Below are 24554 nucleotides of genomic sequence, written 5' to 3'. Positions count from 1 at the left end.
TTATCCTTGGTTGCATGGAGGAGGGGCTTAGATTATGAATTCATCGATAAGAGCGGCCATTATTGGTTCCACCGGATATGGCGGGGTGGAGCTGATTCGTTTTTTGTTAAGGCATCCCAATGTGGAGATTACATCGGTTATATCTTCATCGAGTGCGGGAAAACCGCTGTCTGACGGGTTTCCCCATTTAAGAGAAATTATAGTAGATCATTTGGATGCCGTTGATATTCCTTTAATCAAGCAGAAGGCGGATGTTGTGTTCGCGGCGACACCGCACGGAGTAAGTGCCGAGCTTGTTCCCCAGCTGCTGGATGCAGGGCTGAAGGTTATTGACCTGTCCGGGGATTTCCGTTTGAAGTCGCCGGCTGTCTATGAAAAGTATTATAAGCGCAAAGCGGCGGATGAGGTCTACTTGGCGAAGGCGGTTTACGGTCTGGCCGAAGTGTTCGGTGAACAATGCCGCGATGCCGATTTTATTTCGAACCCGGGCTGCTACCCGACGGCCACCCTGTTGGGTCTGATCCCGGCCGTGAATGCCGGCTGGATTGATCCTTCGACGATTATAGTTGACGCTAAATCGGGTGTATCCGGTGCAGGCAGGGGGTTAAGCCAATCGTTCCATTATTCGGAAATGAACGAGAATTTCCTGGCCTACAAGGTGAACCGGCACCAGCATACGCCTGAGATTGAGCAGGTGTTAAGCCAGATTGCCGGCAAGGAAGTGCTGACGACATTCACTACCCACCTGGTTCCAATGACTAGAGGGATTCTCAGCACGATGTATGCCCAGTTGACGGATTCCAAAAGCGATGAGGAGTTCATCGACTTGTATCGCGAATATTATAAAGGCCGGCCGTTTGTCCGAATTCGTCCATCCGGCCAATGGCCCGCAACTAAAGAGGTATGGGGCTCCAATTATTGCGATATCGGATTTTCCGTAGACGAGCGTACGGGCCGGGTGACGATCGTTTCTGTCATTGACAACCTGGTTAAGGGCGCTGCCGGGCAAGCGATTCAAAATTTGAATCTGATGATGGGTTGGGATGAGACTACCGGTTTGGAATTTACTCCGGTCTACCCGTAATGATGAGGAAAGGTGAACCAGAATGAATGATCATGAGCAATTTACTGTCGTGCCCGACGGCGGCCTGACGACGCCCGCGGGTTTTCGGGCAGGCGGCCTTCATTGCGGGCTGAAGAAGGTGGAACGCTACGACTTGGGTGCGGTCGTTTGCGAGGTACCGGCGGCTGCGGCCGCGGTTTACACGCTTAACGCTTTTCAGGCGGCACCGCTTAAGGTAACCCGGGAGAGCCTGGCTGCCGGAGGCAAGCTGCAGGCTGTCGTTGTCAACAGCGGTAACGCTAACGCATGCACGGGCAAGCAAGGAGAAGAGGATGCCCGAACTATGCGTGCGGCCGCGGCCCAAGCGTTCGGCGTGGAGGAGCATCTTGTCGGGGTCGCCTCCACCGGCGTTATCGGCGAGCTGCTGCCGATGGATAAATTGGGTGCGGGCATCGCCCGACTTCCGGAGCGGGTAAAGCTTGACGGCAGCGACGATTTCTGCCAGGCCATTCTGACGACCGATCTGGTTCAGAAGATGATCTGCGTCAAGGTTACAGTGGATGGACGTCCGGTTTATATCGCCGGAGCGGCTAAAGGTTCGGGGATGATACATCCGAACATGGCCACGATGCTCGGGTTTATTACGACCGATGCGAATATCGATGCGGATCCATTGCAGAAGCTGCTCAGCGGGGTGACGGATTCTACGTTCAACATGATTACGGTGGACGGGGATACGAGCACGAACGACATGGTCGTGGCCATGGCAAGCGGATTGTCCGGCAGTGCAAAGCTGGCGCCGGGCCATCCGGACTGGGAGGCCTTCGCGGCAGGCTTCCGGCATGTGAGCGAATATTTGGCGAAGGCAATTGCCCGGGACGGAGAAGGAGCGACCAAGCTGGTCGAGGTGCAGGTGAACGGAGCGGCCTCGATAGAGGCGGCGCGGGCTATCGCCAAGACCATCGTGGGATCGAGCCTCGTCAAGTCTGCCTGTTTCGGGGCCGATGCGAACTGGGGACGGATTATTGCAGCCGCCGGCCGAGCCGGTCAGCCGCTCAACACGGAGACGGTCGATATACGCATTGGCGACATATCGGTGCTTGAGCAATCGCGACCCGTGAAATTCGATGAGGAGCGGGCTGCCGAGTATTTAAAGGGCGATCTGGTAGAGATCCATGTCGATCTTCATATGGGAACACATCAGGCTACGGCCTGGGGCTGCGATTTAACCTATGATTACGTGCGGATTAATGCGGCTTATCGGACTTAATAAGGCATTTATTAACTCTAATAGATATATAGGCAAGAAAGCAGTCTGGACGCCAATATGTCAAGAACGTGAGGGGTAGGTGTCCACTGCTCCTGCAAGGGTCGTTTTCATCCTGAAGGATGAAGGATTCAGAATAACGCTACGACATAACTTGTGTTGATAGCAGCGTGAGGAAAGCAGGTGGAGTTATGAGTTACCATTGTTTTGTTATTAAATGCGGAGGCAGCACTCTGGCGGCTCTTCCGTCTTCTTTCTTTGACGACATGAGGAAGCTGCAGCAGGAAGGAGCTATCCCGGTCATCGTACACGGCGGCGGACCGGCTATTTCCAGCACACTTGAGCAATTGGGCATTGAATCCGTGTTCGTTAACGGTCTGCGCAAAACAAGCGAAGAGGTGCTGGATGTCGTTGAGATGGTGCTTGCCGGACGGATTAATAAAGAAATTGTACGTAAAATCCAAGAATCGGGGGCTAAAGCCCTTGGTTTGTCCGGAGTCGATGGCCAACTGATTCAAGCCAAACCGGTGGATAACACGGAAGAGGTCGGCTGGGTCGGGGACGTTACGGCCGTCAATGCTGAACTGATCCAGGGGATTGTCTCCATGGGGTATATTCCGGTCATTGCTCCGATAGGAATCGGCGAGGACGGAAGCCAGCGGTTTAATATTAATGCGGATACGGCTGCAGGGGCGGTCGCTTCCCGAGTCGGAGTGGAGCGTATGATCGTCGTTACCGACGTGCCGGGGGTTATGAAAACCGTTGACGGGGAAAAGAAGGTTCTGCCATCTGTAACCGTGCAGGAAATCGATCAAATGATCGAGAGCGGGGAAATCTACGGCGGAATGATTCCGAAGGTTCGGGCGGCTGTGCAGTGCATACAGGGGCAGGTACGGGAAGTCGTCATTGTCGACGGCACGGTGCCGGAAGTGCTGAGCAAAGTCATACAAGGCGAAGCCATCGGGACGAGGATTGTTAAGGAAGCATGATCGTTATTTAACTAAAAATGGGAAATCCAGACTAAGTTCTGGATGAACATAATATATGCATTTTTAGACGGGAGGGAACAAACGATGGGGGAAGCAAGCAATAAGAGCTCTTTATTTCCAACCTATGCCCGGTATCCGATAACCTTGGTTAAGGGAGAGGGCAGCCGGCTTTGGGATGATACGGGCAAATGTTATTTGGATTTGATGAGCGGTTTAGCCGTCACCAGCCTGGGGCATTCTCCCGCCCAAGTGAAGGAGAAGCTTGTAGCGCAGTTGGATGACTTATGGCATGTCAGTAATTTATTTCATATTCCTAATCAGGAGAAGCTTGCTAAGCTGCTGACAGATGTAAGCTGTGCGGATGCCGTCTTCTTCTGCAACAGCGGAGCGGAAGCTAATGAAGCGGCGATCAAGCTGGCGCGTAGATATCATCAGAAGGTGCTCGGAACCGGACGGTACGAGATCATCACCTTCAGACAGTCCTTTCATGGCCGGACCTTGGCTACCTTGACCGCAACCGGTCAGGAGAAAGTGCAGGAGGGGTTCCAGCCTCTTCCTCAAGGCTTTGTTTATGCACCGTTTAACGATGCATCTGCGCTATCCGGTTACATTACCGACAAGACGTGTGCTATCATGCTGGAGATGGTTCAGGCTGAGGGCGGGGTACGGATAGCGGAGCCCGAATTTGTTCAAGAAGTGGCCAGATTGTGCAAGGAGCACAACCTGCTGCTCATCGTTGATGAAATCCAAACCGGAATGGGCCGCACAGGGAAATGGTTCGCCCATGAGCATTACGGAATTGAACCGGATATCTTTACCTTAGCGAAGGCTCTGGGCAGCGGCTTCCCAATAGGGGCCATGCTCGGCAAGGAGAAGCTGAATGAGGCCTTCGGCGCAGGAAGCCACGGATCTACCTTCGGAGGAACGCCTATAGCTACGGCCGCAGGGATAGCTACCGTAGAGACGCTTCTGGAAGGCAAGCTGTCCGAGCGGGCAGCGGAAATGGGACAATACGCCATGAACCGGCTGAGGGAAGAGTTGAACGGTCATCCTTTGGTTAAGGAAGTCCGCGGTCTTGGGCTGTTGATCGGTATCGAATGTCACGAGCCGGTAGCCGACATTTTGGCGAAGATTCATGAGCAAGGGGTACTGGTAGTATCGGCGGGCCCCAATGTTATTCGTCTGCTTCCGAGCCTGCTGGTTACGAAGGAAGAGCTCGATGAAGGCATTGCCGTCATCAGCAAGGTGATGGCCGGCTATTCGCTCGCCGTTAAAGAGTGAGAAACGATTACTAAATAATTATTTGTGCTTTGAGGCGCTGTCCATAGATCGGCATGAACAATTTCTTTTGAACTGCCGAAACTATTTTGAAGGAATCAACTTGAAAGGAGCGATGACATGACAAATTTAACATCATCCGAAAATGGGCTGAATTTGAAGGGAAGAGACTTTCTCGGGTTAGCCGATTACACCACAGAAGAAATCCAATACTTGATCGACTTGGCCGTAGAGCTGAAACGGAAAAATAAAGAGGGAGAAGTTTATCAGCCACTCAAAGGGAAAACTTTGGGCATGATCTTCGAAAAATCTTCGACCCGTACGCGGGTATCGTTCGAGGTGGGGATGTACCAGCTTGGCGGGCACGCACTATTCCTGAGCCGCAATGATTTGCAGATCGGCCGCGGGGAAACAATCTGGGACACGGCTCAGACCCTGTCCCGTTATCTGGACGGCATTATGTTCCGCACGTTTGCACACCGGACTGTTATTGAGTTGGCTAGAGGGGCTACCATCCCGGTTATTAACGGTTTGTCCGATCTGTCCCATCCTTGCCAGGCGCTGGCTGACTACCAGACCATCTTCGAGAAGAAGGGCAAGCTTCAGGGGCTTAAGCTGGCTTATATCGGCGATGGCAACAATATGGCCCACTCTCTGATGGTGGGAGGCTGTAAACTGGGACTGGACGTCTCTGTGGCTTCTCCGGAAGGCTATGGACCCGATCGCGAAATGGTTGATGTCTCTAGGGAAATCGCTGCGCAAACCGGCTCCAAGCTGGAAATTGTGACCGATCCGAAAGAAGCGGTAGCGGATGCGGACATCATATATACAGATGTATGGGCGAGCATGGGGCAAGAAGAGGAGCAGGCTCAACGAGTCGCCGCTTTCAGCCAATATCAGGTTAATGAGGAACTGGTTAAGTACGCGAAGCCGGATTACCTATTCATGCATTGCCTGCCGGCTCATCGTGGCGAAGAGGTTAGCGAAGGCATCATAGACGGAAATCATTCCATCGTATTCGATCAGGCGGAAAACCGGCTGCATGCGCAGAAGGCAATTATGGCCGCCATTATGTAGCTCACGGACCCATGTGCTTAAGGCAGCAAAGCTTAGGCACCATGCGAACAAGTATAGAGAAGGGTGAAATAGTCATGGCAAAAGATAAAATTGTTCTCGCCTATTCCGGCGGATTGGATACTTCTGTAATTCTGGCATGGTTGAAGGAAACCTATGATGCGGAGATTATCGCGTTCACGGCGGATATCGGACAGAAGGACGAGTTGGACGGACTGGAGGAAAAAGCACTGCGGACCGGGGCATCGAAAGTGTATATCGATGATTTGCGCGACGAGTTTGCCCGTGACTTTATCTTCCCGATGTTTCAGGCAGGTGCTTTGTACGAAGGTCAGTATTTGCTGGGCACCAGCATCGCACGCCCCCTTATCGCCAAGCGGATGGTGGAGATCGCCAGAGCGGAAGGAGCGACGGCTATCGCTCATGGTGCTACGGGCAAGGGGAATGACCAGGTCCGCTTCGAGCTGGCAGCCGCGGCGTTGGCTCCTGAAATTTCCGTGATCGCTCCGTGGCGTCTTGAGTCGTTCCGTGAGCAATTCCCGGGACGCGCCGAAATGATCGCGTATGCGGAGAAGCACGGCATTCCGGTGCAGGCGACGGCTTCCAAGCCTTATTCAACGGACCGCAATTTGCTTCATATCAGCTTTGAGAGCGGCATGCTGGAAGACCCTTGGTTTGACGCAAGCGCCGATTCTTGCAAAGATATGTACGTATTAAGCGTATCTCCGGAGGACGCTCCCGACACCCCGGAATACCTGGAGCTGGAGTTTGAACAGGGGAACTGCGTCGCTCTAAACGGGAAGAAAATGACTCCGCTTGAAGTTATGGATACCTTGAACGAGCTCGGCGGCAAGCATGGAATTGGCCGCGTCGATATGGTCGAGAACCGGTTCGTCGGCATGAAAAGCCGCGGCGTTTACGAGACCCCGGGCGGAACGATCTTATTCCATGCCCACCGCAAAATGGAGTCTCTGACAATGGACCGGGACGTTATGCATCTGCGTGATTCCTTGATTTCCAAGTACAGCACTTTGGTCTATAACGGATTCTGGTTTGCTCCGGAGCGGCTTGCGCTTCAGGCATTGGTGACGGAAAGCCAGAAGAATGTAACGGGTACCGTGCGCATCAAGCTGTATAAAGGCAACGTCATTGCCGCTGGAGTGAAGAGCCCGGTGAGCCTGTACAATCCGGATATTGCAACGATGGAGGCGGATCCGACCCAAGCCTACAATCAGTCGGATGCCACCGGATTTATTCACCTGAACGCACTGCGTTTGAAGGTAGGTTCGGGTGTCGAGCAGAGCAAGCAGAAATAGGAAAACAGCGGGCCGCCTGGTGCGGCTCGCTTGTTGATGGAAAGGGGAAGTACAGTGTCAAAATTATGGGGTGGCCGGTTCACCAAAAAAACGGATCAGCTCGTCGAAGAGTATACCGCTTCGATTCTATTTGATAAAGAGCTTGCGGAAGAAGACATTCAAGGCAGCCTTGCCCATATTGCCATGCTGGCCAAGTGCGGCATCGTTCCGGAGGCCGATGCCGAGCGGATCAAGGAAGGACTGCTCAAGGTTCAGGAGCGGATTCAGCGCGGTGAGATGGAATTTTCGGTGAGTGACGAAGATATCCATATGAACATTGAGAAGGCCTTGATCGAGGAAATCGGTCCTGTAGGAGGCAAGCTGCATACAGGCCGCAGCCGGAACGATCAGGTAGCTACGGATATGCATCTGTACCTGCGCAGAAGAGTAGTGGAATTTGTCGGCATGCTGCATAAGCTTCAATTAGCCTTATTGGAACAGGCCAAGGCCAACCTGGACACAATCATTCCGGGCTATACCCATTTGCAAAGGGCCCAGCCGATCCTGTTCGCCCATCATCTGATGGCTTATGTGTCCATGTTTCAACGGGATATCGAACGGCTTCAGGACAGCTACAAACGGATTAATGTTCTCCCGCTTGGGGCAGGGGCATTAGCCGGTACGACTTTCCCGATCGACCGCCATTTCGTGGCCGAACAGCTTGGCTTTGACCGCGTATATGAAAACAGTCTGGATGCGGTTAGCGACCGGGATTTCATTATCGAATTTCTGTCCAATGCTTCTATGATAATGATGCATTTGTCCCGTCTGTGCGAGGAGATGGTGATGTGGTCCAGCACCGAGTTTGCCTTTATCGAGCTGGATGACGCCTTCTGCACCGGCAGCAGCATCATGCCGCAGAAGAAGAATCCGGACGTGGCCGAATTGGTAAGGGGCAAGACCGGACGGGTCTACGGCAATCTTGTCGGCTTGCTGACGGTCCTTAAGGCGCTTCCGTTAGCCTATAACAAGGACATGCAGGAAGATAAGGAAGGAATGTTCGATACCGTCAAGACGCTGCAGGGGGCCCTGCAATTATTCGCCCCTATGGTTTCGACCATGAAGGTAAACCGGGACCGAATGAGACAAGCAGTCAATCAGGATTTCTCCAACGCGACCGATATTGCCGATTACCTGGTGAATAAAGGGATTCCGTTCCGTCAAGCCCATGAAATTATCGGGAAGACAGTGCTTTACTGCATTCAGAACAAAAAATATTTGCTTGACCTGACTTTGGACGAGTTCAAGCAGTTTTCCGAGCTGTTCGACGACAATATTTATCAGGTGCTGCAGCCGGAACAGGTGGTCAATGCCCGCAACGTCTACGGAGGAACAGCCTCCGAGCAAGTAGCGCAAGCGATTGGCCGGGCGGAGGAAGCCGTCGGGAAGACGGAAGAATGGGTTCAGACCCATCTGGATAAATAGCAAGCAACCATCCATAAACAAGCCCCCCTGCGTGAACAGCAAGGGGGCTTATTAGGTAAGTATTCGAACGGCGCGCAAGATTCTATTATTTGGATAGAACGCTTATACTGCCGATCTCCGTATTTATTTTCACCGATGGACCGTTATTCCCGTAGGATCCTTTCCAGTAGGTGCGGCGGCGTTCTTCCTCTGTCATCCCCGGGAGGTTGGTATGGATACTGCCCATACTGGTTGTAAGCTCCATCGTCATAGGCGCCACTTCGCTAACGATTAGCTCGACCTTGCCAATTTCGTTCTTGATGTTCAGTGGATGGAGAATGGAGGACTGTTCAACGGAGATACTCCCTATATCGCTGCTAACGTTAATCTCCGCATCAATTTCCTTTAACTGAATGCTGCCTATATTGGTATTAACCTCCAATTTCTTTCCAACATAATCATTCAGGTGAACGGAGCCTGCATCGCTTCGGATATGAAGCTTATCAGCTTTCATTCCTCCCAAAGCAATACTCCCCATATCGGACACCAGTCTGACTTCGGAGAAAACTTTATCAGGCAGCGCTACCTCCACGGTCATCGTCAGAGACTGATTATTATTGTTCTGAAGCAAATCCTGAATCCGATCAAGGCCAAACCCTGTCTGTTCGGGATGGAGGACCTCTACGCTTAATTGATCACCCCGCTGCTCAGCTTTGATTTCAGGCTTATATTTTTCGGAAGACTGGCTGGTCAAACGGACAGTAATCGTATCGGACGGGCTGGTAACAAACTGAAGCTTGGCCAAATCGGTCCTTAGGGAAAAGCGGGAAATGTCAGACGAATCGAACGTCTGCTCCTCCTCGGAGCTCTCGGACGTTAACGGTTTCCAGCCATCAGCCGAATCCCGGGTCTGGCCAAATTCCGTACTAATGGCATGGGTGCTTGCTCCCCGCTTCCAGACATAGGTAGCGGCAAAGCCGATGGAACCAATCAGGAAGCATGCAAATGAAAAGAGGGCGAGAAAGGCGACTGCTTTACGTTTCAAGACTTATTCCCCCTTTATCAGATTAACGTTAATTTGGATATATTTCCGTACGGCAATGAAGTACCACTTGACGGAATACCATGACGCGATGCCCGTAAGCATGCCCAGACCGAACACGGCCATAGTTAAGAACAGCTTGTGAATAAAAAGAATATCCCCATAGGGGAACCACCAAATGAACAGCGGCAGAGCCAGCAGGACGAACGTCATGATGCAGAAGGCTAACAGTAATGCGCTAATGGCCAGAAACGGCGGCAGAACAATAATCAGATTAAATAATCCGAGAGCTACGCTGGCTATCAACGGCCGAATCCCTTGGTGCGAGCTATCGATAGCTGGATGCGGATAAACAGCTAGATGGTCATGGGGGGGATGATCCGAAGCGAATCCCAGATAAGCGGTTACCTCGCGTTCATCCTTGCCATTCTCGGCGGCCGTCCGAAACAGGTCTTCATACACTTGCAGAATTTGTCGCCGTTCCTGTTCCGGCAAGCCCTTCAGCTTATATTCAAGGTCTCGGAAGAAATCTTCCTTGGACATCGGTTGCTCACCTCTTTGTTCCATTTCACTAAACTTAGATTACTAGAAGAAGATAGCGCTGCCAAGTCACCGAAGTCATATGACTTGTCATAAATAAAAGACCCTGGTCCAATGTAATTGGACCAGGGCCAGCTTTGCCTTCCTGGATATCAGCGTCCCCTTACCCCGTCTTCTACCATGGGTGCCGGCTGGGAAGGGTTCTCGGCTTTGGCGTCATGAGGAGTAGCGATGAGAGTTGGCTGGGCGGCATAGGTGTCTTTGGAAATGAGTTGGGAATCCGTCCGTTGCCCATTTTCAATCTTATGCCGATAAGTTTCGACAATATAGCCGGGCTTGCCTTTTTGAATCTGCTGCTCTCTGGTCAGGCCGGGATTATACACGTATTTCACCGAAGGCTCCACTTCTTTCACTATAACCGATTCTACATCGTAAGTAATATGACTTGGAGTATGACCGAACAATTTGATGGTCAGCCGGTTTTCGATCAAGGTTGTCTTAATCAGCAAATGACGGCCGGTATTGTTGCGGAACTTGAAATTAATATATCCGTCCGCATAAGTGGCGTCCTGACCCAATTCGACATAGCTGACGGGAAGGGTATGATTCCTTCTTTCCACAATTTCCAGGCCGCCACGCAGAGCGGCATTATACAACGTGCTGGACACCTGGCAAATCCCGCCGCCGATTCCGGTTACAAGCTGCCCGTTCACAATAACGGGGGCTTCCTTAAAGCCGAATTCCGTTTCAGCCCTATGGACGATTTGGCCGTAGTCGAAGACCTCCTGCGGACCCAGCAGCATGTTATCCATTATGCGGGCGGCGGATTGAATATTGTGCATTCGGCCTTCCTCATTAGTCATGAATACTGTGGTAAATTCACTAAACTTGCGGTCAATGCCTTGGGCATTCAGATCTGCAGCCGTCACTTGCGGGTTCTCGGCAAGCAGGGGCAGATGGATGGAAGCCTGGGCGATCTCGCCGTTTAGGCCATTCCACTCTTTATCAAACCATTCCATAATTCTGCGCTTAAGCTCCTGTTCATCTATACGGTATGCCGTTTGCTCGGGTATGATTTCAATCCGGTCATCTTCCGTAATCATTCTTCGGGCATCCTGGGGAGTTTGGCTGTACATATCCGACCATACAGATTTCAACATATTGTGCATTGCATTGTCATTAAAAAATAAGGTAAGCTTTAAGGATGACCCGGAAAGTCTCCAGCGGTTCCCTACTTGTTCGAAACGGTTTCCAGAGCGAAGCTGCTGCAGGACAGTGAAGAAGGGATCCATATCGATTCTGATTCCAAGCTGCTCCATAGTTAACGTATTCGGAGGGGCCTCCGGGCGGTCCGATGTCAAAGCGATCTTGGTTTGGGAGAACTCCCGGGCCGCTTGTTCCAGCTTGGCGACGGTTGAATAATAGGGGGCTCCGGCAATGGACCAGCCGTGCAGACTCATTCCCCTGGGAAATCGGTTCTGAGAGGCATAGCCTATAAGCGCCAAAAAAATTAAAAGTAGAGCCGATAATGCCGAAACAATGATTAATAGGCTCCTCCTTGACCATGGCATGAGAATGACCTCCTTAGATGATGCAACAACCTTTCTTCAATTGTATGAAGAGAATGGACGAGATATTTCGCCTCCTTCTTCATTCGGCGTTATTCGTCACATGTCGGGATAAACTGTTAATTTGGTGAAAATAACGGGGATTTGTTACGTTTTTGATACCAATCTAAAGGAATTTAAAGATTTATGTCGAAGTTTAAGAAGGTTACTACAAACAGGATGTGATAGCATGATTGAAATGCAGGACGTCTGGAAGACTTATCCGGACGGGACACATGCGATAAGGGGCATAAATCTTAAGGTTAATGCTAATGAATTTGTTTATGTTGTAGGCCCCTCCGGAGCGGGGAAATCTACTTTTATGAAAATGATATATAGGGAAGAGCGGCCTACCAAAGGTCAAATTTTTGTTAACGGCTTTAATCTGGAGAAGCTGAAGCCGCGTAAGATTCCTTATGTCCGGCGCAATATCGGAGTGATTTTCCAGGACTTCCGGCTTCTGCCCAAGTTAACGGTCTATGAGAATATTGCCTTTGCCATGGAAGCTATTGAAGCTCCCAAGAAGTTAATCAAGAAAAGAACGATGGAAGTATTGGAACTGGTCAAGCTGAAGGACAAAGCGGCCTCTTTCCCGACGCAGCTGTCCGGCGGGGAGCAGCAGAGAATTGCTATAGCCCGGGCGATTGTCAACAATCCGGCTGTCATTATAGCGGACGAGCCTACGGGAAATCTGGATCCTGAGACCTCATGGGGAATTATGAACTTGCTGGAGGAAATCAATTACCGGGGAACGACGATCATCATGGCTACGCATAACAAAGAAATTGTTAATACCATCCGAAAGAGAGTAATTGCTATCGAACACGGCCAGATTGCCCGCGACCAAGCGAGAGGAGATTACGGCTATGACGATTAGTACACTTGGCCGGCACTTCAGAGAGGGTGGCAAGAACATTATCCGCAATGGGTGGATGACGTTCGCTTCGATCAGTTCGATATCTATATCGCTATTTATACTAGGGTTGTTCCTGATTTTATCATTGAATGTCAATTATTTGACGGAACAAATAGAGAAGCAGGTGGAAATCAAGGTCTTCCTGGAGCTGGAAACGCCGCAGGAGGAAATAGAAGCGATTGAAGCCAGCATTACCGGCATGCCCGAAGTAGAGAAGAACACTTTTGTTTCCAAAGAAGAAGGTTTAGAGATTCTGCGGGAAAAGATGGGGGAATCCGGTGAAGCCTATCTGGAAGGGCTGGATGGCGAGAACAATCCATTGAATGATTCCTTCACGGTAGAAGTCAAGGAACCGAGCCAGGTAGGAATGGTGGCTCAGAAGATTGAAGCCTTGAATACGGGGAAGGACCCGGCTCCGATCGTCAGCGTTAATTATGGCAAGGGGACCGTCGATACTCTGTTTAAAGTAACCTCCATTATTCGTAACGTGGGGTTGGTATTGGTCGTTTGCCTAGCGTTGACGGCGATGTTCCTGATATCCAATACGATCAAGCTGACCATTATGGCCCGTAACCGGGAAATTAAGATCATGAAGCTTGTAGGAGCTACCAACAGTTTTATCAATTGGCCTTTCTTCATAGAGGGGGCGCTGCTTGGATTGATAGGATCGATCATTCCGATCGGTATCCTGTCCTACGGATACTTTGAACTTCTAAAGTCGACCCAGGCCGATATCAGCGTTTTTATGGTGCATTTCAAACCGCTTCTGGAAGTCATATATCCGGTCGGCATTTTATTGCTTTCCATCGGATTAGTTATCGGAATATGGGGCAGCACGATTTCGGTTCGCAAGTATTTAAAAGTGTAGGAGGTATTTCTTTTGAAAAAGTTGTCGTTGTCTCTCACCGCCGTAGTCGTGGCCTTATGCCTGGTAGTGCAGCCCTATACAGGATTTGCCGGTCCTTTGGACGATATTAACCGCAAGCTGGAGAATTTGCAGAAGCAGGAGCAGGAAGCGGCCAAGAAACGGAAGGAAGCCGAAGAGCTTAAGGCTTCCCTACAGGAGCAAAAAAGAGTAGAAATCATTACCCTGCAAGAGATTCAGGAAGAGATTGAGCGGCAGGTAGCCAAGCTGAACGAGCTGAATGAGCAGGTTAATGTGGTAACGGCTACGCTTCATGAAACGACCCAACAGCTAGTAGATGCGGAGGAACGGGTAGAAGAAAGGGACAAGCAGTTGAAATCGAGAGTTCGGGCCATGTATATGAACGGTACGGTGTCCTATCTTGATGTTATTCTTAGCGCGACCAGTTTCTCGGATTTTATCGAAAGATTTAATACGTTGAAGCTGATATCCGGTAATGACAAGCGGTTACTGGAAGCTAACAAAAAGGACCGCGACCTGATCGCGGAGAAAAAGATAGAGGTCGAAATTCAGCTGCAGGAAGCCGAGAGATTGTATGCTGAAGCGGAGGATGTGCGTCAGCAGCTGCTGGCGCGCGAGAAGCAGAAGGAAGTGGCCATTGCCAGTCTGTCCGCCCAAGAGGCAGAAGCTGAGGGCATCAGTGAGGAGCAGGAACAGAGTCTGGTCGCTCTGGCCAAGGAGAAAGCCCAACTGTACAATGAAAAAAATAAATTGATTCAGCAGCAAAAGGCTAAAGAAGCGAAGATGAAGACATCCAATGTAAGCCGAGCCGGCGGGCAGCTGGCCTGGCCGGTTCCGGACAGCGGGATCATTACCTCCGAATTCGGTTATCGGATAGATCCCATTGCCAAGAAGAGAAAGCTGCATGCGGGCATGGATATCGCCGCCCCTAACGGAACTACAATTGTGGCTGCGGACGATGGAGTGGTCTTGATCGCTTCCTGGGTAAGAGGATATGGCAATACGGTTGTGATCGACCACGGCGGTGGAATGTGGACCTGGTATGGCCACATCCGGCAGAATGGAATCAAAGTTAGCGAGGGAGACTCGGTTACAAGAGGACAGAAGATTGCTGAAGTAGGATCAACGGGAGATTCCACCGGCAACCATCTTCATTTCGAGGTCAGAATTGACGAGAAGCCCGTTAACCCAAGGCCGTATGTGGAGTAGAAAATTAATAGCTTGTCTATTATAAACCGCACGTGCTTGTCATATACTAGCAGGTAAGTCAGGGTAGCAAAGGTGGTGCAAGGTTTATGGTTTTTAAAGGCCGTACGGTTTTGGCATTTATTGTGCTGGCTATGTTCGCCAGCAGCATTCTTACTTTAACGATAGTGAGTCCTTCCTTTGCAACCGTCGAAGCTCCGCAAGGAGAAGTAACCCGCAAGGATCTGGACAAGGTCACGAAAGCTTATGAGATTATTCGTCAGAGGTACTTGGAACAAGTCGATCATGATAAGATCATCGACGGTGCCATTCAAGGCATGCTTGCCTCCCTGGAGGATCCGTTCTCTACGTATATGACGACCAAGGAAGCCAAGGATTTCGAGGAGCATATCAGTTCGTCCTTTCAAGGCATCGGGGCAGAGGTATCGTTGGATAACGGCAGAGTGACGATCGTCTCGCCTATTAAAGGCTCTCCCGCAGAGAAATCCGGATTGCGAGCCAGGGACGTCATATTAAGTGTAGACGGAGAATCGCTGGATGGGCTGACTTTGAATGAAGCCGTAGCCAAGATCCGCGGGCCCAAAGGAACCGAAGCAAAATTATCCGTCTTGCGGAGCGGTACCTCGGAACCGGTGGAGATTGTCATCGTTCGCGACGACATCCCCATAGAGACGGTCTACGCAGAGATGCTGGAGGATTCCATAGGCAAGATCGAAATTACTCAATTCTCTTTCCAGACAAGTAAAAGATTTGAGGAGGAATTGAGCAAGCTGGAAGCCCAAGGAATGAAAGGCTTGATTATCGATGTACGGAATGATCCCGGAGGTCTGTTGGATCAGGTGATTCATATCGTTCAGCCGTTTATCGAGAAGGGCAAGCCTATTGTCCAAATCGAAGACCGCAATGGGAAGCGGCAGCCGACGCTCTCCAAGAATCCTAACCCGGCCAAAGCGTATCCGGTCGCGGTTCTTATAAACCAAGGAAGTGCGAGCGCCTCGGAAATTCTGGCCGGTGCTTTGAAGGAATCGGCCGGCAGCCAATTAATCGGCGAGAAGACCTATGGCAAGGGAACGGTACAGGTCACTTTCGAGAAGGAAATGGGGGACGGCAGCAATATCAAATTGACAACCTCCAAATGGCTGACTCCGGACGGGAACTGGATTAACAAGACCGGAATCGAGCCGGATATGAAGGTTGAGCAGCCGGAAATCTTTACAGTCAGACCTTTCAGTAAACAGGTGACGCTAACCTATGACATGGCTAATGAGGATGTAAAAGTACTGCAGACGATGCTTCCTGCCCTAGGCTATTCCGTCAGCCGTAACGACGGATATTTCGATCAGCAGACGGTGGATGCCGTCAAAGCCTTCCAGACGGATAACAGCCTGACGGTCAACGGGGAAGTGGACGAACAGATGATGGGCCTGTTAGAAAGTAAAGTGATAGAGGCGATTCGCGATCCGAACAACGATAATCAGCTGAAGGCCGCTGTTCAATACTTGCGGGAAAAGCTGGCTAACGGTAATTAAAGGTTGCAGCATCGCTGCAGTGCTCTTTTACTGAATACATGCTGAAGACTTATTAACTACCTTTTAGAGAAGCGGCAGGAAATTGAATAGAAACGTAGAATTTGTGAAGAAGGTCGGTTTGCACCGCCTTCTTATTCTTTTCTATTAAGGAGAAATGGAATGAATCCTTGGGTTGATTGGGGAGAGCAGATTGTCCGTGCAGTGGCTCAGCTTCTGCTGAATCCTCTGTATTATATAGGAATCGCCTTTATTATCCTTCAATACCGCCGGCAAATTTCGTTGGAGCGCAAACTATTTCATTCCCGCCTGCATTCCTTAATAGGCGAAACTTGGCGGACGCTGCTATGGGGTTGGCTGGCGGGCATAATGGCATCGGTTCTAATGCTCCTGTTCGGAGTGACGCTATCCCTCCAAGCAATGCTGCTGATTTGGGGGATATCGCTCCTGCTGATGCTGGTGCGGGTCCGTTATTTTTGTATTGCCTATTCTGTCGGGATCATAGGTCTTCTTCATTCCCTGGCACTGTTCGTCCCAAGCGCCGTTGACTGGCCTTGGGCAGGCTGGATATTTGCTACCGCATTATCGGTCAATATCCCATCGCTGCTAGCGTTGGCCGCGATTCTGCATTTGACGGAAGGGCTGCTGGTGCGGTGGCAAGGCAGCCGGATGGCAACGCCTCTCTTTATGGAGAGCAAACGAGGAAAGCTGGTAGGAGCCTACCATCTGCATGGATTTTGGCCTGTCCCCCTGTTTCTGTTAGTTCCTTCCGAGACGGGAATAAGCCATCTGCCGTGGAATCCATGGTTTGTGGAGGGCGGAGCAGCCGGCTGGGGAATGGTCGCTTTTCCCGCGCTGATTGGATTTACGTCATCCACGATCAGCAAGCTTCCCTATCTGAAGGCGAGATTCGATTCGACATTATTATTGGGTTACTCGGTGCTTGTTCTCTGTGCTGCCATCGGAAGCTACTATTGGGAGCCGCTGATCCTGGCGGCCTCCTTGCTGACCTTGCTGCTGCATGAAGGGATGATTGCTTATTCCAACAGTCAGGAGGAAACGGCCCACCCGCTCTATGTGCATGATACCCGGGGCTTGAAAATATTGGCCGTCCTACCGAACAGTCCTGCAGCCGAATCAGGCATCCGGGCCGGAGAAATTATTCGTAAAGTAAATCAGCGGAAAGTGATAACGAAGGAAGGGCTTCATCTTGCGATGCAGTTGAATCCAGCTTTCTGCAAGCTGGAAATTATCAATTTGGATGGGCACTCCAAGTTTGTCAGCCGGGCTATGTTCGCAGGGGAGCATCATCAGTTAGGACTGATTCTCTGTCCGGATGATAAGGCCGTATATTATGTGGAACAGAAGCCGGCTTCGATTTTTGCATATTTCCGCAAGAGAGACAACAGGCTTCGCAGCAATCCTTCCTCCGCCTCCTCTTGAGGGCGGATTAAATAATGAAGCGGACAGGAAGACATTGTAACTTCAGCGTCTTCCTGTCCGCTTCTTTTCAATCGAGTAACGATATTATCTGAGTACGATGATCTCCACCCGCCGGTTCCTTTGTCTATTTTCATCGGATGTATTAGGAACGATAGGCTTGGTATCCGCATAGGCGGTAGAGAGAAACATCGATTCCGGCAGTCCGGCCTCATTCGTGAAGTACCGCAGTACGGACAGCGATCTTTCGGAGCTGAGTCTCCAGTTATCTTTATAATAAGCACCGGTCGCCAGCGGCAAGTCGTCGGTATGTCCTTCGATGCTTATTTTCGTATTCAAGGTCGGGAACAAGCTGGCCAACTTTTCGAGAATCGGATAGGCGTTTTCCCTGAGATCAGCCTTACCTAAATCAAATAGCAGCAAATCATTCAAGGTAATGGCAACGCCTCTTGGGGTGTCGCCTATGGACACGGTGTCTTGCAGCTGTTCTTCTTCAATGTATTCATTGACAATCTTCATCAAGTCCTGAAGGCCTTGCTCTTTCCGCTTATCCATTTCCTCCAGGAAAGCCTCGAAATCCTTAAGGTTGCCTTCTTTTCCTTTGCCTGAATCCATTCCGCCGATGACGCCGGATCCTTGTTGTAGAACCGAGTCCCCTTTGCTGCTGAACTGCAGATGCAAAGTTTGTGCCAGATCGTTATATTTGGTTTCATCGACCTTGCTCATAGCGTACATAATGACAAAGAAAATGAGCAACAGCGTTATCAAGTCCGCATATGTGATCAACCATCGTTCATGATTTTCAGGAACCTCCGGCTTCTTACCTCTCCTCGCCAAATTCTCCACCTACTTCCGCTTTTGAGTTTTTCTTTTGATGAAGGAAGGAGGTCAGCTTTTTGCGAATTAACTGAGGATTCTCACCTGCCTGTAGTGCCAGGATGCCTTCCAGCATCAGCTCCATAGTGGAAATCTGCTCTTTGCTGCGAACTTTAATTTTGTTGGCTATCGGCAGATAGGCAACGTTTGCCGTGGCTACCCCATATAGAGTGGCGGCGAATGCAACGGCAATCGCGGGACCTAGGGAATCCGGATCGCTGAGGCTGCCGAGAACGTGAATAAGGCCCATAACGGTACCGACAATCCCCATTGTCGGAGCGAATCCTCCGGCCGATTCGAATATTTTCGCGTATCCTTCGTGGCGGGCTTCGAGCGCATCCATCTCCAGTTCCAGAATTTGGCGGGTCAATTCCGGATCCGTTCCATCGATAACCATCATTAATCCGTCTTTGAGGAATGGATCATGGTATTCGACAGCTCTTTGCTCCAGGGCAAGAACACCTTCTCTTCGAGCAATAGTCGCCATCTCCACAATGTCGTCGATAATGACTCCTGCTTCTTGCTTCTGTTCTTTAAAAGCCATCCCCATCGCCTTGGGCAGTTCCTTGAGCTTGGACCAGGGGAAGCTGACGATGACCGCGCCGACGGTTCCGCCAACGACTATTAATAAGGCACTGGGAACGAACAAGGCGCTTAAATGACCGCCATCCCATATATAACCCATAATCAGTGCAAACAAGCCCACAATTAGCCCAATAATTGTTGTCAAATCCACGATAGATACCACTCCTAGTTCAGCTTATAATAGTTGGGAGGATAAGGAACCAATCTTGATTTGCAACTCGGTTGCAAACAAGGTATAATAGTAGGAACAAACATTCCTATATTTCAACACATGATAAACGGCAGTTGCCGTTTTCTATCCTTTTTATCGACCGCCAATGTGTAAAAGTTTAGAGGAAATCGCATTCCGAATTTAACGGAGGATTCTTATGAGCGATCTCATATTAAGCAATAAGAAATTTGAGCTGGTCTCCGACTTCCAGCCGCAGGGGGACCAGCCGCAGGCCATTGAGAAGATTGTGCAAAGCATTCAGAGCGGGAGAAGACATCAGACCCTGCTCGGAGCGACCGGAACCGGTAAGACGTTTACCGCGGCTCAGGTTATTGCGCGGTTGAACCGGCCGACTCTGGTCATTGCCCATAACAAGACTTTAGCGGCACAGCTTTGCAGTGAATTCAAGGAATTCTTCCCGAACAATGCCGTAGAATATTTCGTAAGCTACTACGATTACTATCAACCAGAGGCTTATATTCCCTCTTCCGATACTTATATTGAGAAGGATTCGAGCATCAACGACGAAATTGATAAGCTTCGGCACTCTGCTACAAGTGCGCTGTTCGAACGGCGTGACGTCATTATCGTGGCGAGCGTGTCGTGTATTTATGGACTCGGTTCTCCAATGGAGTACCGGGATCTTTTGCTTTCCTTAAGAGTAGGAATGGAGCTGCCGAGAAATCAGATATTGCACAGGCTGGTGGATATCCAGTATCAGCGCAACGATATCAATTTTGTCCGCGGCACCTTCCGGGTTCGCGGGGATGTGGTCGAGATTTTCCCGGCCTCGCGCAGCGAGCATGCGGTGCGGGTAGAGCTCTTCGGGGACGAGATTGAACGGATTACCGAGATTGATGTGCTTACGGGCGAAATTCTCGGCGAGAGAGAACATATCGCGATCTTCCCGGCTTCTCACTTTGTCACGCACGAGGACACGATGAAGCGGGCGCTAGTTGATATTGAACGGGAGCTGGAGGAGCGGCTGGCCGAGTTTCGTAGTCAAGGCAAGCTACTCGAGGCGCAGAGACTTGAACAAAGAACCCGCTACGATATCGAAATGATGCAGGAGATGGGCTTCTGCTCGGGAATCGAGAACTATTCCGGGCCGCTTACGTTCCGCGAGCGGGGAGCGACGCCGTATACGCTGTTTGATTATTTCCCGGAGGATATGCTGGTGGTAGTCGATGAGTCCCATGTCACCCTCCCGCAAATTCGTGGAATGTATAACGGAGACAGAGCCCGGAAGGAAGTACTGGTGGAGCACGGCTTTAGGCTGCCGTCGGCGCTGGACAACCGCCCGCTCCGTTTTGAGGAATTCGAGAGCAAGGTTAAACAGGCGCTGTACATTTCGGCGACTCCGGGTCCTTATGAGATCGAGCACTGCCCGGAAATGATCGAGCAAATTATCCGTCCTACCGGATTGCTCGACCCGATCATTGAGGTAAGGCCAACCGAGGGTCAAATTGACGATTTAATCGAAGAGATCCAGGAGAGAATTCGGAAGGACGAGAGAGTGCTCGTAACGACCTTGACCAAGAAAATGGCCGAGGATTTGACTGATTATTTGAAGGAAATCGGGATTAAGGTTCGCTATCTGCACTCCGACATCAAGACGCTTGAGCGGATGCAGATCTTGCGGGATCTGCGGGTCGGAACATTCCACGTGCTGGTAGGTATTAATCTGCTGAGGGAAGGCCTTGACTTGCCGGAGGTCTCGCTGGTTGCTATTCTGGATGCCGACAAGGAAGGGTTTCTGCGTGCGGAGCGTTCCCTGATCCAGACGATCGGCCGTGCTGCCCGGAACTCGGAAGGCAAGGTTATCATGTACGCGGATAAATATACGGACTCGATGACTAAAGCAATCCAGGAGACCGAACGCCGCCGCGCGATTCAGATCGCCTATAATGAGCGTCACGGAATCACTCCACAGACCATCCAGAAGAAGGTCCGCGAAGTGATTGAGGCAACGAAGGTAGCCGAGCAGAAAGCCGATTATCTGGCCGAGGTAAGGGCCGACAAGATGTCGAAGAAGGACCGCGCGGCACTGATTGAGCGGCTGGAAGCGGAAATGAAGGAAGCCGCCAAGAGTTTGCAGTTCGAACGGGCAGCAGAGCTGCGGGATGCCATTCTGGAACTGAAGGCTCAATCCTGATACGATTTACCCGCCTGAGGTCAGTGAAAGAAATAGCCAATGTGCTTTGATATAGTGGAGAGGGCATTCCTTAAGAGGAGGATTCACATGGCAAGTGATCATATCGTCATTAAAGGGGCGCGAGCCCATAATTTAAAAAATATAGATGTCACCATTCCGAGAGATCGGTTCGTAGTTCTGACCGGGTTAAGCGGCTCAGGCAAATCCTCTCTCGCCTTCGACACGATCTATGCGGAGGGACAGAGAAGATATGTCGAGTCTCTGTCCGCCTACGCCAGACAATTTCTCGGACAAATGGATAAGCCGGATGTCGATTCCATTGACGGACTATCTCCTGCGATTTCAATCGATCAGAAGACGACGAGCCGGAATCCTCGCTCCACCGTAGGGACCGTAACGGAGATTTATGACTATTTGCGTCTGTTGTTTGCCCGTATCGGCCGTCCACATTGCCCTGTGCATGGGGTTGAGATTACGGCGCAAACCATTGAGCACATGGTGGACCGGATTATGGACTATCCGGAACGGACCCGATTGCAAATCTTAGCCCCTCTCGTTTCCGGGAGAAAGGGCGAGCATGTAAAGCTGCTCTCGGATATTCAGAAGCAAGGATTCGTCCGTGTTCGTGTAAACGGAGAGATCAGGGAACTCTCCGAGAAGATCGAGCTGGAGAAGAACAAGAAGCATTCTATTGAAGTGGTGGTCGACCGCATTGTCGTCAAGGAGGGGGTAGAAACCCGCCTCGCTGACTCGTTGGAGACGGCACTTAAGTTGGCGGATGGCCGAGTGCTGGTCGATATTATAGACCAGGAGGAGCTGCTGTTCAGCCAGAACCTGGCCTGCCCCGAATGCGGGTTCAGCATGGAGGAGCTCGCTCCGCGCATGTTCTCCTTCAACAGTCCGTTCGGCGCTTGTCCGGAATGTGACGGTCTCGGCAACCAAATGATCGTAGACCCGGACCTGCTTGTCCCCGATCCTTCGAAATCGATTGAGGATGGGGCGTTTGCCGCATGGGCGGGGAGCACTTCGAATTATTACCCGCAATTTTTGGCCGCCGTATGCGAGCACTTTAATATACCAAGAGAGGTTCCGGTATCCGAATTAACCGATGAACAGATGAAGATCATTCTCCACGGCACGAATGGAGAGAGGGTTCGTTTTCGCTATGAGAATGAGTTTGGAAGGTCGAAGGAAGCGCTGGTTCCCTTCGAGGGGATTATACACAATCTGGAGAGAAGATATCGGGAAACCGCATCCGACGGAATCCGCGAGCATATAGAATCCTATATGAGCGCCAAGCCATGCAGCAAGTGTAAAGGGGACCGCCTTAAGCCGGAGTCTCTGGCGGTAACCATCAACGGCAAGAATATAGCTTATGCGACTCAACTCTCGGTCGGTGAAGCGCAGCAGTTTTTTAGCGATTTGAAATTAAGCGAGAAAGAACAGACGATCTCCAACTTGATTCTGAAGGAAATCAATTCCCGGTTGGGCTTTCTCGTTAATGTCGGGCTGGATTACCTGACATTAAGCCGGTCGGCAGGAACCTTGTCCGGCGGAGAAGCCCAACGGATCCGGCTGGCTACCCAAATCGGGTCCAGTCTTATGGGGGTGCTGTATATTCTGGATGAGCCTAGCATCGGTCTCCATCAACGGGATAACGACCGCCTCATTAAGACACTGGAGCATATGCGGAATCTGGGAAATACGTTAATTGTTGTCGAGCATGACGAGGATACTATGCTGGCCGCCGACTATATTATCGATATAGGTCCGGGAGCGGGTATTCATGGCGGACAGGTTGTGGCTCAAGGAACGCCTGAGGAAGTGATGAAGGATGCGAAGTCCCTGACGGGCCAATATTTAAGCGGCCGCAGATTCATTCCGGTACCTCTGGAACGCAGGAAGCCCAATGGCAAGTGGCTCGAGGTCAAAGGCGCTAAAGAGAACAATCTGCGAAGCGTTAACTTAAAGGTTCCGCTTGGTACTTTCACCTGCATAACAGGAGTTTCCGGCTCCGGGAAGAGCACTCTCATTAATGAAATTCTGTATAAAGCCTTAGCGAGAGATTTAAACGGCGCCAAAGTAAGGCCAGGTTATTTTAAAGAGATCAAGGGACTTGAGCACGTCGAGAAGGTCATCGACATTGACCAATCTCCGATTGGCCGGACCCCCCGTTCCAATCCGGCGACATATACTGGTGTCTTTGACGATATTCGGGACGTATTCGCTGCAACAACGGAAGCTAAGGTTCGTGGATACAAGAAGGGGCGGTTCAGCTTTAACGTCAAGGGAGGACGCTGTGAAGCCTGCCGTGGAGACGGGATAATCAAGATTGAAATGCACTTCCTTCCGGATGTTTACGTTCCTTGTGAAGTGTGCAAAGGCAAGAGATACAACCGGGAAACCCTGGAGATTAAATATAAGGGGAAGAATATTGCCGAGATTCTGGAATTGACTATCGAGGATGCCTGCGAGTTCTTCAGAAATATTCCCCGAATTCATCGCAAGATTCAAACCTTGCTTGATGTAGGACTGGGCTATATGAAATTAGGCCAGCCTGCGACAACCTTGTCGGGCGGAGAAGCCCAGCGGGTGAAGCTGGCTGCGGAGCTGTACCGGAGGAACACCGGCAAATCCATCTATATCTTGGATGAACCTACGACTGGCCTTCATATCCACGATATCGACCGTCTGCTTAAAGTCCTTCACCGATTGGTGGACAACGGGGAATCGGTCATTGTCATCGAGCATAATCTCGATGTCATCAAGACGGCGGACTATATTATCGACCTGGGGCCGGAGGGAGGTAACCGCGGAGGGACGATAATTGCTCAAGGGACGCCGGAGCAGGTTGTGAAATCAGAGCAGTCGTATACCGGGAAGTATTTGAAGCCTATTTTGGAGCGGGATAGAAAACGCACGGAGGAAGCTTCCACTGAACCTTATCTGGAAAAAGAGGATGCGATCGTATAATCCAACCTTCAAGAGACTAAACCGTAAAGCCTGTATGAGATCTGTGCACTTTTGGTTATAAAGGATAGGAGTGCCATAGATCGATTATAATAAAGGTGACAATGTTGTTACAGTTCAAATAAAGGACTTGCAACATTGCTTCTCAGAAGATAACATAAGAT

The 24554-nt window shown here is 50.6% G+C and carries 19 protein-coding genes; 14 read left to right on the top strand and 5 right to left on the bottom strand.

Features of this window, described 5'->3' with window-relative positions:
• The first annotated feature begins 34 nt into the window (after positions 1-34).
• The 7 genes from argC to argH all read left to right on the top strand — a co-directional run bounded on the left by argC (position 35) and on the right by argH (position 8451).
• Positions 35-1084: an N-acetyl-gamma-glutamyl-phosphate reductase gene (gene argC / locus FS806_RS07945; protein ID WP_144934251.1), complete on the top strand. Its 1050-nt coding sequence runs from the start codon at positions 35-37 to the stop codon at positions 1082-1084.
• 22 nt (positions 1085-1106) lie between these two features.
• Positions 1107-2333, top strand: coding sequence for a bifunctional glutamate N-acetyltransferase/amino-acid acetyltransferase ArgJ (gene argJ, locus FS806_RS07940; RefSeq protein ID WP_144934249.1), 1227 nt, complete (start codon positions 1107-1109; stop codon positions 2331-2333).
• Between the two features lie 188 nt (positions 2334-2521).
• Positions 2522-3319, top strand: coding sequence for an acetylglutamate kinase (argB, locus tag FS806_RS07935; protein ID WP_144934247.1), 798 nt, complete (start codon positions 2522-2524; stop codon positions 3317-3319).
• An 84-nt stretch (positions 3320-3403) separates the two neighbouring features.
• Positions 3404-4600 (top strand): acetylornithine transaminase, encoded by a 1197-nt coding sequence (locus tag FS806_RS07930; RefSeq protein ID WP_144934245.1) that lies wholly within the window; start codon positions 3404-3406, stop codon positions 4598-4600.
• Positions 4601-4717: 117 nt separating this feature from the next.
• Positions 4718-5674 carry an ornithine carbamoyltransferase gene (gene argF / locus FS806_RS07925; RefSeq protein WP_144934243.1) on the top strand — a complete coding sequence of 319 codons (957 nt, stop codon included), beginning with the start codon at positions 4718-4720 and terminating at the stop codon, positions 5672-5674.
• A 74-nt stretch (positions 5675-5748) separates the two neighbouring features.
• On the top strand, positions 5749-6987 hold the full coding sequence (locus FS806_RS07920; RefSeq protein WP_144934241.1) for an argininosuccinate synthase: 1239 nt from the start codon (positions 5749-5751) through the stop codon (positions 6985-6987).
• Between the two features lie 54 nt (positions 6988-7041).
• Positions 7042-8451, top strand: coding sequence for an argininosuccinate lyase (gene argH / locus FS806_RS07915; RefSeq protein ID WP_144934239.1), 1410 nt, complete (start codon positions 7042-7044; stop codon positions 8449-8451).
• An 85-nt stretch (positions 8452-8536) separates the two neighbouring features.
• Here the strand turns inward: argH and FS806_RS07910 are convergent, their stop codons facing one another.
• From FS806_RS07910 to FS806_RS07900, 3 genes are all read right to left on the bottom strand, one after another.
• The gene (locus FS806_RS07910) at positions 8537-9475 is read right to left on the bottom strand and encodes a DUF4097 family beta strand repeat-containing protein (RefSeq protein WP_144934237.1); all 939 of its coding nucleotides are present in this window, start codon (positions 9473-9475) and stop codon (positions 8537-8539) included.
• 3 nt (positions 9476-9478) lie between these two features.
• The gene (locus tag FS806_RS07905) at positions 9479-10015 is read right to left on the bottom strand and encodes an HAAS signaling domain-containing protein (protein ID WP_186328264.1); all 537 of its coding nucleotides are present in this window, start codon (positions 10013-10015) and stop codon (positions 9479-9481) included.
• Positions 10016-10164: 149 nt separating this feature from the next.
• Positions 10165-11472 carry a VanW family protein gene (locus FS806_RS07900; RefSeq protein WP_222126613.1) on the bottom strand — a complete coding sequence of 436 codons (1308 nt, stop codon included), beginning with the start codon at positions 11470-11472 and terminating at the stop codon, positions 10165-10167.
• A 337-nt stretch (positions 11473-11809) separates the two neighbouring features.
• On the opposite strand from FS806_RS07900, the gene ftsE reads away from it, so the two are divergent.
• From ftsE to FS806_RS07875, 5 genes are all read left to right on the top strand, one after another.
• Positions 11810-12496, top strand: coding sequence for a cell division ATP-binding protein FtsE (gene ftsE, locus FS806_RS07895; protein WP_144934231.1), 687 nt, complete (start codon positions 11810-11812; stop codon positions 12494-12496).
• Complete coding sequence (gene ftsX / locus FS806_RS07890; RefSeq protein WP_144934229.1) at positions 12486-13403, top strand: permease-like cell division protein FtsX; 918 nt, start codon at positions 12486-12488, stop codon at positions 13401-13403. Before ftsE ends, ftsX begins: the two co-directional genes overlap by 11 nt.
• Positions 13404-13415: 12 nt before the next feature.
• Positions 13416-14630: a murein hydrolase activator EnvC family protein gene (locus FS806_RS07885; protein WP_144934227.1), complete on the top strand. Its 1215-nt coding sequence runs from the start codon at positions 13416-13418 to the stop codon at positions 14628-14630.
• 86 nt (positions 14631-14716) lie between these two features.
• Positions 14717-16156, top strand: coding sequence for a S41 family peptidase (locus FS806_RS07880; RefSeq protein ID WP_144934225.1), 1440 nt, complete (start codon positions 14717-14719; stop codon positions 16154-16156).
• Between the two features lie 159 nt (positions 16157-16315).
• The gene (locus FS806_RS07875) at positions 16316-17596 is read left to right on the top strand and encodes a PDZ domain-containing protein (protein ID WP_144934223.1); all 1281 of its coding nucleotides are present in this window, start codon (positions 16316-16318) and stop codon (positions 17594-17596) included.
• Between the two features lie 84 nt (positions 17597-17680).
• Here the strand turns inward: FS806_RS07875 and FS806_RS07870 are convergent, their stop codons facing one another.
• Positions 17681-18430 carry an OmpA/MotB family protein gene (locus FS806_RS07870; protein ID WP_144934221.1) on the bottom strand — a complete coding sequence of 250 codons (750 nt, stop codon included), beginning with the start codon at positions 18428-18430 and terminating at the stop codon, positions 17681-17683.
• The gene (locus tag FS806_RS07865; protein ID WP_144934219.1) at positions 18414-19205 is read right to left on the bottom strand and encodes a flagellar motor protein; all 792 of its coding nucleotides are present in this window, start codon (positions 19203-19205) and stop codon (positions 18414-18416) included. Before FS806_RS07865 ends, FS806_RS07870 begins: the two co-directional genes overlap by 17 nt.
• Before the next feature lie 217 nt (positions 19206-19422).
• Here FS806_RS07865 and uvrB point away from each other — a divergent pair, with 217 nt between their 5' ends.
• Together uvrB and uvrA are read left to right on the top strand one after the other, a co-directional pair.
• Positions 19423-21420 carry an excinuclease ABC subunit UvrB gene (uvrB, locus tag FS806_RS07860; RefSeq protein WP_144934217.1) on the top strand — a complete coding sequence of 666 codons (1998 nt, stop codon included), beginning with the start codon at positions 19423-19425 and terminating at the stop codon, positions 21418-21420.
• An 87-nt stretch (positions 21421-21507) separates the two neighbouring features.
• Positions 21508-24393 (top strand): excinuclease ABC subunit UvrA, encoded by a 2886-nt coding sequence (gene uvrA, locus FS806_RS07855; RefSeq protein ID WP_144934215.1) that lies wholly within the window; start codon positions 21508-21510, stop codon positions 24391-24393.
• The last annotated feature ends 161 nt before the right edge of the window (positions 24394-24554 follow it).

Source organism: Paenibacillus sp. 32O-W, assembly GCF_007679495.1.
In the GTDB taxonomy this organism is placed as follows: Bacteria; Bacillota; Bacilli; order Paenibacillales; family NBRC-103111; genus Paenibacillus_L; species Paenibacillus_L residui.
The sequence above is the reverse complement of the archived record's forward strand: the minus strand, read 5'-3'. Positions and strand labels throughout refer to the sequence as shown.

Coding starts and splice junctions, on each gene's coding strand:
- argC (WP_144934251.1), top strand. CDS start 35: ATGAATTCATCGATAAGAGCGGCCATTATTGGTTCCACCGGATATGGC.
- argJ (WP_144934249.1), top strand. CDS start 1,107: ATGAATGATCATGAGCAATTTACTGTCGTGCCCGACGGCGGCCTGACG.
- argB (WP_144934247.1), top strand. CDS start 2,522: ATGAGTTACCATTGTTTTGTTATTAAATGCGGAGGCAGCACTCTGGCG.
- FS806_RS07930 (WP_144934245.1), top strand. CDS start 3,404: ATGGGGGAAGCAAGCAATAAGAGCTCTTTATTTCCAACCTATGCCCGG.
- argF (WP_144934243.1), top strand. CDS start 4,718: ATGACAAATTTAACATCATCCGAAAATGGGCTGAATTTGAAGGGAAGA.
- FS806_RS07920 (WP_144934241.1), top strand. CDS start 5,749: ATGGCAAAAGATAAAATTGTTCTCGCCTATTCCGGCGGATTGGATACT.
- FS806_RS07905 (WP_186328264.1), bottom strand. CDS start 10,015: ATGTCCAAGGAAGATTTCTTCCGAGACCTTGAATATAAGCTGAAGGGC.
- FS806_RS07900 (WP_222126613.1), bottom strand. CDS start 11,472: ATGAGTCTGCACGGCTGGTCCATTGCCGGAGCCCCCTATTATTCAACC.
- ftsE (WP_144934231.1), top strand. CDS start 11,810: ATGATTGAAATGCAGGACGTCTGGAAGACTTATCCGGACGGGACACAT.
- ftsX (WP_144934229.1), top strand. CDS start 12,486: ATGACGATTAGTACACTTGGCCGGCACTTCAGAGAGGGTGGCAAGAAC.
- FS806_RS07880 (WP_144934225.1), top strand. CDS start 14,717: ATGGTTTTTAAAGGCCGTACGGTTTTGGCATTTATTGTGCTGGCTATG.
- FS806_RS07875 (WP_144934223.1), top strand. CDS start 16,316: ATGAATCCTTGGGTTGATTGGGGAGAGCAGATTGTCCGTGCAGTGGCT.
- uvrB (WP_144934217.1), top strand. CDS start 19,423: ATGAGCGATCTCATATTAAGCAATAAGAAATTTGAGCTGGTCTCCGAC.
- uvrA (WP_144934215.1), top strand. CDS start 21,508: ATGGCAAGTGATCATATCGTCATTAAAGGGGCGCGAGCCCATAATTTA.